Origin of the sequence: Pseudomonas sp. H3(2019), assembly GCF_007713465.1 — a bacterium.
GTDB lineage: Bacteria > Pseudomonadota > Gammaproteobacteria > Pseudomonadales > Pseudomonadaceae > Aquipseudomonas.
Genome location: NZ_VMSG01000027.1, coordinates 24,914 through 37,661 on the forward strand (window position 1 = coordinate 24,914; position 12,748 = coordinate 37,661).

Annotated in this window: 10 protein-coding genes and 1 pseudogene; 7 read left to right on the forward strand and 4 right to left on the reverse strand. The window is 60.1% G+C overall.

Annotated features, from left to right (window positions below):
• Positions 1-57 precede the first annotated feature (57 nt).
• Positions 58-2,808, reverse strand: a complete 2,751-nt coding sequence (locus FPT12_RS23035) for a response regulator (RefSeq protein ID WP_145020480.1) — start codon at positions 2,806-2,808, stop codon at positions 58-60.
• A 218-nt stretch (positions 2,809-3,026) separates the two neighbouring features.
• On the opposite strand from FPT12_RS23035, the gene FPT12_RS23040 reads away from it, so the two are divergent.
• From FPT12_RS23040 to FPT12_RS23070, 7 genes and pseudogenes are all read left to right on the forward strand, one after another.
• Positions 3,027-3,749, forward strand: a complete 723-nt coding sequence (locus tag FPT12_RS23040; protein ID WP_145020483.1) for a response regulator transcription factor — start codon at positions 3,027-3,029, stop codon at positions 3,747-3,749.
• A gap of 16 nt (positions 3,750-3,765) precedes the next feature.
• Positions 3,766-4,476 (forward strand): annotated as a pseudogene (locus FPT12_RS23045) (sensor histidine kinase); the annotation flags it as partial.
• A gap of 210 nt (positions 4,477-4,686) precedes the next feature.
• Positions 4,687-5,589 (forward strand): cysteine synthase CysM, encoded by a 903-nt coding sequence (cysM, locus tag FPT12_RS23050; protein WP_054593570.1) that lies wholly within the window; start codon positions 4,687-4,689, stop codon positions 5,587-5,589.
• The gene (gene rlmD / locus FPT12_RS23055; protein ID WP_145020489.1) at positions 5,589-6,941 is read left to right on the forward strand and encodes a 23S rRNA (uracil(1939)-C(5))-methyltransferase RlmD; all 1,353 of its coding nucleotides are present in this window, start codon (positions 5,589-5,591) and stop codon (positions 6,939-6,941) included. The genes cysM and rlmD overlap by 1 nt, the downstream gene beginning before the upstream one ends.
• Positions 6,942-7,063: 122 nt before the next feature.
• Positions 7,064-9,307, forward strand: a complete 2,244-nt coding sequence (relA, locus tag FPT12_RS23060) for a GTP diphosphokinase (protein ID WP_145020492.1) — start codon at positions 7,064-7,066, stop codon at positions 9,305-9,307.
• Positions 9,308-9,444: 137 nt separating this feature from the next.
• Positions 9,445-10,278: a nucleoside triphosphate pyrophosphohydrolase gene (gene mazG, locus FPT12_RS23065; RefSeq protein WP_145020495.1), complete on the forward strand. Its 834-nt coding sequence runs from the start codon at positions 9,445-9,447 to the stop codon at positions 10,276-10,278.
• A gap of 25 nt (positions 10,279-10,303) precedes the next feature.
• Positions 10,304-10,846, forward strand: coding sequence for a DUF2058 domain-containing protein (locus FPT12_RS23070; RefSeq protein WP_145020498.1), 543 nt, complete (start codon positions 10,304-10,306; stop codon positions 10,844-10,846).
• A 67-nt stretch (positions 10,847-10,913) separates the two neighbouring features.
• Here the strand turns inward: FPT12_RS23070 and FPT12_RS23075 are convergent, their stop codons facing one another.
• The 3 genes from FPT12_RS23075 to purN form a co-directional block, all read right to left on the reverse strand.
• Entirely contained in the window at positions 10,914-11,102 is a 189-nt protein-coding gene (locus FPT12_RS23075) for a hypothetical protein (RefSeq protein WP_054593565.1), read from the reverse strand.
• 263 nt (positions 11,103-11,365) lie between these two features.
• Entirely contained in the window at positions 11,366-12,079 is a 714-nt protein-coding gene (locus tag FPT12_RS23080) for a DUF3108 domain-containing protein (protein ID WP_145020501.1), read from the reverse strand.
• An 8-nt stretch (positions 12,080-12,087) separates the two neighbouring features.
• Complete coding sequence (gene purN / locus FPT12_RS23085) at positions 12,088-12,738, reverse strand: phosphoribosylglycinamide formyltransferase (protein ID WP_019693104.1); 651 nt, start codon at positions 12,736-12,738, stop codon at positions 12,088-12,090.
• Positions 12,739-12,748: the final 10 nt, after the last annotated feature.

Here is a 12,748-nt window from a genome sequence, read left to right on the forward strand (position 1 = left end):
CGGGTGGGGTAGTGCGCTGAGTTTAACCCTCAGCGACCGCCGCGCCATTGCGCTGGGTCAAGCGCCAATACGCGCTTGCGAGGCCAGGCGGTTGATCGCCCGCTCAAGCTCTTCCAGCGCCACCAGGGCTTTGGGGTCTTGTTGCTTGAGCAGGGTTTCACTGCGCTGGCAGGCCGCACGCAACTGCGGAACGCCGCAATAGCGCGTCGCCCCGTGCAGGCGGTGGACCCGTTCGATCAGGGCATTCTGGTCATTGCTTTCACGGGCGACGCGAATCGCCTCGCGATCGGCTTCCAGTGAGGCCAGCAACATCGACAGCATGTCGGCCGCCAGATCGGCTTTGCCGGCCGCCAGGCGCAGGCCTTCATCAGGGTCGAGCACCAGCAGGTCGCTGGTGTTGCCATAAACGTCGGCCCGCTCCGGACCGAGGTTACGCAGGGCCAGCCCGGTCCACTTCAACACCACCTGCGCCAATTGGCGTTCGCTGATCGGTTTGGTCAGGTAATCGTCCATGCCGCTTTGTAGCAAGGCGCGCTTTTCATTCGCCATCGCGTGGGCGGTGAGGGCGACGACCGGCAACGGCGTGCAATGCCGTTCGCTTTCCCATTGGCGAATCGCCTCGGTGCTTTGGCGCCCATCCATGCCCGGCATCTGCACGTCCATCAGCACCAGGTCGAAGGCTTCGGTCTGCACGGCCTTGATCGCCGCGGAACCGCTTTCGACCGCCAGCACCTTGGCGCCCATGTCTTCAAGCAGCGTCTGCACCAGCAGCAGGTTGGCCGGGTTGTCGTCGACGCAGAGTACTTTGGGCGCGCGGCTGGAAACCGGTTCGCCCGGCTCGTTGCGCAACTGACGCGGGTTGACCAGATCCGATAGTGCGCGACGCAGCTTGCGGGTGCAGGCCGGTTTGGCCTGCAACTGGCTGTGAGGGTTGGGCACCGAGAGATGGAACAGCGTCTGTTCGGTGGTCGGGCACAGCACCAGCACTTTGCAGCCCAGGTGCTCGAGGTCCCAGATATGCTGATTCAGCCGCTCCGGCGGCATGTCGTTGGAGGTGATGCCGAGCACGGCAAGGTCGATCGCCTGCTCGGTCTGGTGCGCGCCAGTGACGCCATTGGTCAGGCTTTCGAGGGTGTTGAACGGGGTCACTTCAAGGCCGCAGTCCTCCAGCTGATGCTGCAAGGCCTGACGTGCCAGCTCGTGGTTTTCCAGCACCGCAACGCGCCGTCCGAGCAACGGTGGTCCTGGCAGGTCTTCGGCATCGTCGCGGGTTTTTGGCAGGCTCAGGCTGACCCAGAATTCCGAGCCTTCGCCCGGTGTGCTGTCGACGCCAATCTCGCCACCCATCTGCTCGATCAACCGCTTGGAGATCACCAGTCCCAGGCCGGTACCACCCGGTTGCCGCGACAACGAGTTGTCGGCCTGGCTGAAGGCCTGAAACAACGCGCGCACGTCCTGATTCGACAGGCCGATGCCGGTGTCCTGAATGCTGATGCGCAGTTGCACGCTATCTTCGTGTTCTTCTTCAAGCATGGCGCGGGCAACGATAGTGCCTTCGCGGGTGAACTTGATCGCGTTACTCACAAGGTTGGTAAGGATCTGCTTGAGCCGCAACGGGTCACCAACCAGCGACAGCGGAGTGTCGCGGTACACCAGGCTGACCAGTTCGAGCTGTTTGGCGTGGGCGGCCGGGGCGAGGATGGTCAGGGTGTCCTGGAGCAGATCGCGCAGGTTGAACGGAATACTGTCGAGTACCAGTTTGCCAGCCTCGATTTTCGAGAAGTCGAGAATCTCGTTGATGATCCCCAGCAGGCTGTCGGCGGACTTTTCGATAGTGCCCAGGTAGTCGAGCTGACGCGGCGTCAGTTCGCTTTTTTGCAGCAAGTGGGTGAAACCGAGGATGCCATTGAGCGGGGTGCGAATCTCGTGGCTCATGTTGGCGAGGAACTCGGACTTGATCCGGCTCGCTTCCAGGGCTTCCTTGCGCGCCAGGTCCAGCTCGATGTTCTGGATCTCGATGGTTTCCAGGTTCTGCCGGACGTCTTCGGTGGCCTGATCGATGCTGTGCTGCAATTCTTCCTGAGCATTTTGCAGGGTGCTGGCCATGCGGTTGATACCCGAGGCCAGTTCATCCAACTCCTGGCTGCCAAGCGGGGGCAGGCGGGTTTCGAGATGGCCGTCCTTGAGTTGCGCCACGGCCTGCTTGATCAGGTTCAGCGGTGTATTGATGGTGCGGCCCATACGCAATGCCAGCAGTGCGGTGCCGACCAGACCGGCGGCGATCAACAGCACGCTGGCGAACAGGCTGCGATAACCGCGCAGCAACATGCCGTTGTGGGAGAGTTCCAGCTCGACCCAGCCCAGCAAGCGATCGGACTCATCGGGGATCAGCTCGCCGGCCAGGTTGCGATGCCTGCCAAACACCGGCAACAGGTAACGGGTGGCGTCGTTGCTGGTGCGTTGCAGCATATGGGTGTTGTCACCAGTGGGCGCCCGGTTGAGCATCAGCGGCCCGGCGTGCGCCAGTTGCGTGCGGTCCGGCGCCAGGAACGAGACGGCGCGCACGTCCAGTTGCTCCAGTGACTGGGTCGCGATGCGCTCCAGCAGGTCGTCATTCTTGTGGCCCATGGCCGGGGCGACCAGAGGTGCCAGTTGTTCGGCGATCATTTCGCCGCGTTGCAGAAGTTGGGTTTGCAGGTCGGACTGTTGCATCCAGGTGAAGTAACCGCCCAGAACCAAGGCCATCAGGCTGGTCGGCAACAAGGTCAACAACAATACGCGACCTTTGATCCCCAGTTTCTTCAGCACGTCACTCTCCTGCTATCACGCTGTTTATAGATGACCGTGCGTGCATCCGGCACGCGCTACCCGCGCAGTGTAGCGATTTGCTGGCAGGCAATCCCGGCAAATTATCCGGAGCTTTGTGACGGTTTGAACGTTACGGGGGGGCAGCGACGAAAGTCGCGGGTTGCTCACTGCCGGGCAATCTTGAATAATTAGTGATTGAGAATTACTTGCAGAAGCTAATGACTCCCGTATCTATTGTCCCCCCTCGTATCCTGGCGATTGAAGACGACCTTGTATTGGGGGCACATGTTCATGAACATCTGGGGCGCTGTGGCTTTCAGGTGACCTGGTGCCAGAACGGCGAGGACGGGTTGGCGATTGCTCGCGAGCAGACCTTCGATATCGTGCTGATGGATATTGTGCTGCCAGGCATGGATGGCCTGGCGCTATTGACCGATCTGCGGACCCGCGATTCCACCCCGGTGCTGCTGATGTCGGCACTGGGCTCCGAAGCGGATCGCATCAGCGGTTTTCGTCAGGGTGCCGACGACTACCTGCCCAAGCCTTTCAGCATGGCCGAGTTGCGGGTGCGCATCGAAGCGATCCTGCGGCGGGTGGCCCTGGACCGTCGACATACGCGGCCAGCGATCAACGGCGACGTTCACGGCCTGCGTTTCGACGATGAACGGCGTGACGTTCACTATGGTGAGCAGTGGGCCGGGCTGACCCGCAGCGAATACCGGCTGCTGGAAACCCTCAATCGCAGTGGCGATGAAGTGCTCGGCAAGGCTTTCCTCTATCAGCAGGTGTTGCAGCGCGGCTACGCGCCCCACGATCGCAGCCTGGACATGCACATCAGCCAGATCCGCCGCAAACTCAAGGCCATCGGCTACTGCGAACGAGAAGTGCGCACCGTCTGGGGCAAGGGTTATGTATTGAGTGCGCTTGATGAAGTGGTCTGACCGGGTGGCGCCTTTGAACAACCTTGATGAACAGGCCCGCGCTTTCGCTCAAATGCCCGAACGCCGGCAAAGCACCGAGGCCTTGCCACAGCAACTGCTGTGCGACTTGTCTCATGAACTGCGCACACCGTTGAGCCGCCTGCGGGTAGCCAGCGAAAGCGAAGAGGATCTGCTGCAACTGCGCGAGCGAATCGGCCGCGAAGTCGATGGCATGCTGCGGCTGGTAGAGGACACTCTGCAACTGGTTTGGCTCGACACGCAGTGCGCGCCCTTACCGGATGAAGCGATCCAGATTCAGGCGCTTTGGGAAATGCTTACGGAAAACGCCTGCTACGAAAGCGGCTGGCCCACCGAGCAACTGCACTGCGCGGTGGAGGCTTCATGCTGGGTTCGCGGCAATCTGAATACCTTGGCCCAGGCGCTGGAAAACATCCTGCGCAATGCCATCCGCCATTCTCCGACTGGCGGCAGCGTGCGCCTCGGCGGCCAGCGCGACGGCGATTATTGGTTGCTGTGGCTCGAAGATCAGGGCGGCGGTGTTGCCGAACACGACCTGGAACGCATCTTCGACCCGTTCACCCGACTCAATGGCTCACGCCCCTGCAATGGCGGCTTTGGCCTGGGCCTGAGCATCGCGCGCAACGCGGTGCAGCGTCAGGGCGGACGCTTGTGGGCGGAGAACACGGGGCAGGGGTTGCGGCTGAATATGCGGTTGTTGGCTCATTAATGAATGCCTCTAGGGACGCTCTGCATCCCGCATCTGGGCGCATGTGGCGCAGAGCGCCACGGGCTGCATTCCCACGCAGAGTGTGGGAACGATCCGAGTCAAAACCAGCGCTTATTCCCATTAGCCATAAGCACCACACTTTGCGTGATATGGCCTGCGCACGTTTGCCGGTATGATGGTCGCCCCCGCAGTCTGGATTGCGAATACGCCATGACCTTGCAGTACCCCACCATCGCCGATTGCGTCGGCAACACTCCGCTGGTTCGTTTGCAGCGCCTGCCCGGCGCCACCAGCAACACCCTGCTGCTCAAGCTCGAGGGTAATAACCCGGCGGGTTCGGTCAAGGACCGTCCGGCGCTGTCGATGATTACCCGTGCCGAGCTGCGTGGGCAGATCCATGCTGGCGATACGCTGATCGAGGCGACCTCCGGCAACACCGGGATTGCCCTGGCCATGGCCGCGGCGATCAAGGGTTACAAGATGATCCTGATCATGCCCGACAACTCCAGCGCTGAACGCAAGGCTGCGATGACCGCTTATGGCGCGGAGCTGATTCTGGTCAGCCAGGAAGAGGGCATGGAAGGTGCTCGCGACCTCGCCGAGCGGATGCAGGCTGAGGGTCGCGGCAAGGTGCTCGACCAGTTTGCCAACGGCGACAACCCCGAGGCGCACTACACCGGTACTGGCCCGGAAATCTGGCGCCAGACCCAGGGCACCATTACTCATTTCATCAGTTCCATGGGCACCACGGGCACCATCATGGGTGTCTCGCGTTACCTGAAAGAACAGAATCCGGCTGTGCAGATCGTCGGTCTGCAACCAATGGAAGGCTCGGCGATTCCGGGTATCCGTCGCTGGCCGCAGGAATACCTGCCGAAGATCTATCAAGCCGATCGGGTTGACCGGATCGTCGACATGGCCCAAAGCGAAGCCGAAGACGTGACCCGTCGTCTGGCGCGCGAAGAAGGGATCTTCTGTGGCGTGTCCTCGGGCGGTGCTGTAGCCGCGATGCTGCGCCTGTCCAAAGAAGTCGAAAACGCGGTGATGGTCGCGATCATTTGTGACCGTGGCGACCGTTACTTGTCGACCGGCATTTTCGACGCACCCAACTGATGGCCAAGCAAGAGAGAGGCCTGCGCTTCCAGCCCACTGGCGGCAGCAAGGCCCCGCAAGTCCCGACCGGCAAAAAGCAGCGCTTGACCATCGAGCGCCTGGCGAATGACGGTCGCGGTATCGCGTTTTTCGAAGGTCGTACCTGGTTCGTCATCGGTGCATTGGCCGGTGAAGAAGTCGAGGCCCGCGTCCTGGGTGCCCATGGCAAAGTCGTCGAGGCACGCACCGAGCGCGTCTTCGTCGCCAATCAAGTGCGTCGTCCGGCACCGTGCGCCCATGCCGGGCGCTGCGGTGGTTGCAGCGTGCAGCATCTGCCCCACAACGAACAGCTCGCCCTGAAACAGCGCATGCTCGCCGAGCAGCTGTCGCGAGTGGCCGGTGTCGAACCCGAGCAGTGGGCAGAGCCCTTGAGCGGTCCTGAGTTTGCCTACCGACGTCGCGCCCGGGTGGCGGTGCGTTGGGACGTGAAGACGAAAAAACTCGAAGTCGGTTTTCGTGCCGCCGGCAGCCAGGACATCGTCGGCATCAACGATTGCCCGGTGCTGGTACAGCCCTTGCAGCCGATCATGAGCGGTTTGCCGGAAATGCTCCGGCGTTTGAGCAAGCCTCAAGCGTTGGGTCATGTGGAATTGTTCGCCGGTTCATCACAGGCTTTGTTGCTACGGCACATGGCGCCACTGTCTGAAACCGACCTGAGCATTCTCAAGGAATTCTGCGCATTCCATGACGCCCAATTGTGGCTGCATGGCGAAGGCGAGCCGCAACCGGTCGATGCCGATCAGGCGTTGGGTTACCGACTTGAGCAATGGAATCTTGAACTGGCGTATCGCCCGGGTGACTTCATTCAGGTGAATGCCGGGGTCAATGAAGCGATGGTCGCCCAGGCGCTGGAATGGCTGAAGCCTGCCGCTGACGAACGCGTGCTCGATCTGTTCTGTGGCTTGGGTAACTTTGCCTTGCCGCTGGCGCAGAACGTCCGTGAAGTGGTAGCGGTGGAAGGTGTGCAGACCATGGTCGAGCGCGCCGCTGCGAATGCCGCTAGCAACAATCTGCATAACGCGAAGTTTTTTCAGGCCGATTTATCCCAGCCTTTGGCTGATGCCAAATGGGCCGGCGAGGGCTTTTCTGCGGTACTCTTGGACCCACCGCGCGACGGTGCTTTCGAGGTGGTGCGCACACTCGCATCGCTGGGTGCCAAGCGCTTGGTTTATGTGTCGTGCAACCCTGCAACTTTGGCCCGCGACACGGTCGAATTGATCAAGCAGGGCTACCGGTTAAAACGTGCCGGGATCCTCGATATGTTTCCTCAGACGGCACATGTCGAGGCCATGGCGTTATTTGAAGCGAGCTAGGATGGCTCGTCAGGTCCGACCAGACCGCTCATGCATCAGCCGCTCAGCCCGGCAGGGGCGCATGAGCAACGAAGGTCAGCGATTTGACGCATTGAATCTGCGTCGTAGGGAAGGTAAGCAAGATGGTACAGGTGAGAGCACACCAGCCGATCAATACCGACGGCAGTATCAATCTCGAGGCTTGGCTCGATCATGCGGTCAGTGTCGATCCGGCACTGGATCGCGAAGCCTTGAAAGAAGCCTGCGAGTTCGCTCGTCAGGCCGAACAGCAAGACAAAGCGGCGAAGAATCTCTGGGCCGAAGGCACGTCGAGTTTTCGTACGGGCCTTGAGATCGCAGAGATCCTCGCCGACCTCAAGCTCGATCAGGATTCGCTGGTCGCGGCAATTCTTTACCGTGGCGTACGCGAAGGCCATATCCAGCTGCCGGCCGTCAGCCAGCGCTTTGGCCCGGTGGTCGCCAAACTGATCGATGGCGTGCAGCGCATGGCGGCGATCAGCGCCAGCCTGAGCCCGCGCCAATCGTTGGTGCTGGGCTCTCAGGGCCAGGTGGAAAACCTGCGCAAGATGCTCGTGGCCATGGTCGACGACGTTCGCGTCGCACTGATCAAACTGGCCGAGCGCACCTGCGCGATCCGTGCGGTGAAAACTGCCGATGACGAAAAGCGCAACCGGGTCGCCCGGGAAGTCTTCGACATCTATGCGCCGCTGGCTCACCGTCTTGGCATCGGTCATATCAAATGGGAACTGGAGGACTTGTCCTTCCGTTACCTGGAGCCTGAACAATACAAGCAGATCGCCAAGTTGCTGCACGAGCGGCGCCTTGATCGCGAGCGGTTCATCAGTGATGTGATGAACCAGTTGCAGGCCGAATTGCAGGCCACCGGCGTCGATGCCGACATCAGCGGCCGGGCCAAACACATCTATTCGATCTGGCGCAAAATGCAGCGCAAGGGTCTGGAGTTCAGTCAGATCTACGACGTGCGCGCGGTGCGCGTGCTGGTGCCGGAAATGCGCGACTGCTACACCGCGCTGGGCATCGTCCACACCTTGTGGCGGCACATCCCGAAAGAATTCGACGACTATATCGCCAACCCGAAAGAGAACGGCTACCGCTCGTTGCACACGGCGGTCATCGGTCCTGAAGGCAAGGTGCTGGAAGTGCAGATCCGCACCCACGCGATGCACGAAGAGGCCGAGCTGGGCGTTTGCGCTCATTGGCGCTACAAGGGCACCGATGTCAAATCCGGCTCCAATCACTACGAAGAGAAAATCTCCTGGCTGCGTCAGGTGCTCGAGTGGCACGAAGAGCTGGGCGATATCGGTGGTCTGGCGGAACAGCTGCGGGTCGATATCGAGCCGGATCGGGTGTACATCTTCACCCCCGACGGTCACGCGATCGATTTGCCTAAAGGCGCCACACCGCTGGACTTCGCCTACCGCGTGCACACTGAAATCGGTCACAACTGCCGTGGTGCGAAGATCAACGGGCGGATCGTCCCGCTCAACTACAGCCTGCAGACCGGTGAGCAGGTCGAGATCATCACCAGCAAACACGGCACGCCGAGCCGCGACTGGCTGAACCCGAACCTGGGCTACATCACCACCTCGCGGGCGCGGGCGAAAATCGTTCACTGGTTCAAATTGCAGGCGCGCGACCAGAACGTCGCAGCCGGTAAAACCCTGTTCGAGCGCGAACTCAATCGCCTCGGTCTGCCGCAGGTGGATTTCGAAAAGCTGGCCGAGAAGGCCAACATGAAAACCGCCGAGGACATGTTTGCCGCGCTGGGTGCCGGCGATTTGCGCCTGGCGCAACTGGTCAACCTGGCACAGCAACTGGTCGAGCCGGAACGCGGCAACGAACAGCTGGAACTGATTCCGCGCAAAGCCACTGGCTACAAGCCGGGCAAGCGCGGCGACATCCAGATCCAGGGCGTCGGCAACCTGATGACCCAAATGGCCGGCTGCTGCCAGCCGTTGCCGGGCGATGCGATCGTCGGTTACATCACCCAGGGTCGCGGTGTCAGTATTCACCGCCAGGACTGCGCCTCGGTGCTGCAACTGGCCGGGCGCGAGCCTGAGCGGATCATCCAGGTCAGTTGGGGCCCGGTGCCGGTGTTGACCTATCCGGTGGACATCATCATTCGTGCCTACGACCGTTCCGGTCTGCTGCGTGACGTGTCGCAAGTGCTGCTCAATGAGCGGATCAACGTGCTGGCGGTCAACACCCGCTCGAACAAAGAGGACAACACCGCGTTGATGTCCCTGACCATCGAGATTCCGGGGCTGGACGCATTGGGGAGGTTGTTGGGGCGTATTTCCCAATTGCCGAACATCATCGAAACCCGGCGTAACCGCACCCCGTGATGATCGGTATGGGAGCTGCTTTATGTGGGAGCGAGCTTGCTCGCGATGGCGGTTGTCCAGTCAACAGTTATGCTGGATGTGCCGGCCCTATCGCGAGCAAGCTCGCTCCCACATGGGTTTTGTGAAGAGATTGATAGATGTATTCACTTCAAGACTTGCTACACCTGATGAGCCGCCTGCGGGATCCGCAGTTCGGCTGTCCGTGGGATATCAAGCAAACGTACCAGACCATCGTCCCGCATACCCTGGAAGAAGCCTACGAGGTGGCCGACGCCATCGAGCGCGGCGACTTCGATCATTTGCAGGGTGAGTTGGGTGATCTGCTGTTCCAGGTGGTGTATTACAGCCAGCTGGCGCGGGAAGAGGGGCGTTTCGAGTTCGACGGTGTGGTCGACAGCATCACCCGCAAACTGATTCGTCGTCATCCCCACGTATTTCCTACCGGTGATCTGTACGCGGCGCTGGATATCCCGCGCCTCAGTGAGGAGCAGGTCAAGCAGCGCTGGGAGGAGATCAAGGCCGAGGAACGGGCCGAGAAGTCCCAGGCCCCTGAACAATTGTCCTTGCTCGACGATGTGCCAGCAGCGCTGCCGGCGTTGTCCCGTTCGGCCAAGCTGCAAAAGCGCGCGGGGCAGGTGGGTTTCGACTGGCCGGACGCGTTGCCGGTGCTTGATAAAGTCCGCGAAGAGCTTGATGAAGTGCTCGAAGCCATGGCGGATAACGACGCGACCGCGATCAGTGACGAAGTCGGCGATCTGCTGTTTTCCGTGGTCAACCTGGCGCGTCACCTCAAGGTCGACCCCGAAACCGCATTGCGCGGCGCCAACAGCAAGTTTGAAAAACGCTTCCGATTTATCGAACAGGCATTGCGCGACACCCGCCGTCCCATAGAAGATTGCACCCTCGAAGAGTTGGACGCCTTGTGGGGCGAAGCCAAACGTCAGGAAAAGAATTTGCCCAGCTGCGGCTGAGCTGTTGCCTAAGTGAGTAAGCACCATGAGCCTTTCCCTTCGCGACCAGTTGCTCAAAGCAGGGCTGGTCAACCAAAAGCAGGCCAAGCAGGTCGGCAAAGACAAACAGAAGCAGCAACGTCTGGCCCATAAAGGTCAGATCGAACTTGATGATTCCCAGCAGCGTGCGGCCCAGGAAGCCATGGCCGAGAAGGTCAAGCGCGACCAGGAACTCAATCGCCAGCAGCAGGAAAAGGCCGAGCAGAAGGCCCGTGCCGCGCAGGTCAAGCAGTTGATCGAAGTCTCGCGCTTGCCGAAGTTGACCACCGAGGATTACTACAACTTCGTGGACGACAAGAAGGTCAAGCGCATCTCCGTCAACACCCTGATGCGCAACAAGCTCAGCAGCGGTTCCCTGGCGATCGTGCATCACGCCGGCGGCTACGAAGTGATCCCGCGTGAAGCGGCCCTGAAGATCCAGGAGCGCGATCCGCAGCGCATCGTGCAGTTGAATGTGAAGACAGAAGAAGTCAGCGCCGAAGACGATCCGTACGCGGCCTATCAGATCCCTGACGATCTGATGTGGTAAGCCTTTAGAGGTTGCCACAACGACAAACCCCGCTCATTGGCGGGGTTTGTTGTTTTCAATGCGGTCATTACACGGAGCGGGCGTCTCGTTGCTGTTCCAGATTTTCCAGTTCGGCCTTGTAGCTGTGGGCATCGCTCTCGGAGTGGAACATCCCCACCAGCATGTCTTGTTGATAGACGTCCCAGATCCGGATGCCGGCGGCTACGCCTTCGTGGGATTTATGTGAATCGTCGCGTTCAGTTACTTTTACAGTCATCTGCTGGCTCCAATCTCAATTGTTCTGCAGCAAGGCGTGTGCAGGCCTTTGTTATATATTTTGTTAGCTTGCTAAGTAAATGCCTGCGGTCGGTAATGATCTTTTGCAGAAATTGAAAAAATCCCGCAGCCCTTGCAGGCCGTGACATTTAGTCGCAGGGCGTTGGGTTTCATGACAGAAGTTTCATGTTTCCAAGGGCTTGGACACAAAACGACAGACGAAAAAAAGCCCCGCAATCGCGAGGCTTCTTCATTTCGATCCGCTTAGCTGCCTTTGACAGCCTTGCCGTCAACCGTACCGTCGAGGAGCATGATGTTGTACTCCTTGCCGTCGGTCTCGACCTGGCGCAGGGCTACCAGAATGTAGCCCCAGTCCTTGGCGAACCACATTTCGGTGATGCGCTTGTTTTGTGTCGGGTCGCGAACACGTTCGACCTTGATCGCATCGACCGAACCCGCTTTGGTCTGGACTTTCTCCTGGCCAATCACGCGGAAGTCGTAGGTGTCGGTGTCTTCACCTTCGACCACTTGGTAGCTCATGCTTTTTTTGCCGGCGGCTACATCGCGCTGCAAGGCCAGTTGGTAGGTGGACTTGTCCAGCATGCCGGTGTTGAGCGGTACCTTGACCGGATCGCCGCGATCAATACCGGTGACCATCTTGGTGGTCCAGTCGAAGTCCAGATTGACCTTCTTGGCCTTGCCCAGGCCACCGCGTTCGAAGCGATATGACTGAGGCAGCAAGGTGTCCTTGTCCAGCTTCAGGGTGCTTTCCTCGGTCAGACTGGCGACCAGCATGGAGGCCTTGAAATTCAAGGTCCAGGAGCCGTTGTCATTTTTCGACAGGCTGCGTTCGGCCGAACCGCTCATCGGGAGCTGCTTCCAGTCGGCGGTGTAGCTGGCGGAGAACGGTTGAAGGTCTGCCGCCTGCGCAAGGGGCAGGGCGAGCAGAGCACAAGCGAAGAGCAGGGCGCGACGCATAAAATCTCCTAGTTTCGAATCAAGTGACCGCTGGCCGCGAGTAACTGACCATCCAGTAAAGCACCCTGTTCGCCAAGGCTCAGTCGGCCCTCGGCAAACCAGCGTACGGCCATCGGGTAAATCTGGTGTTCGCGGGTGTGGACCCGTTGCGCCAGACTTTGCGGCGAATCGTGCAACTCTACCGGTATTACTGCCTGTACGACCAGTGGTCCGCCATCGAGTTCCTCGGTGACGAAGTGCACGCTGCAGCCATGTTCGGTGTCGCCGGCTTCCAGCGCTCGCTGATGAGTGTGTAACCCTTTGTATTTGGGTAGCAGCGAAGGATGGATATTGAGCAGGCGACCCTGATAGTGACGGACGAAATCAGCGCTGAGAATACGCATGAATCCGGCCAGGACCACAAGCTTGGGCTGGAAGGCGTCGATCAATTCGATCAAGGCGGCATCGAAGGCCTCGCGACCTTCGAAAGCCTTGTGATCCAGGGTGCGGGTGTCGATACCCGCATCCCTGGCGCGCTGAAGACCATAGGCGTCAGCGCGGTTCGAGATCACCGCGCGAATGCGCACAGGGTTGTCCGCGTTCTGCGCGTCGTCGATCAAGGCCTGCAAGTTACTGCCGGTGCCGGACAACAGCACCACAACATCACAGGTGGCGGACATCTGCTCTTGC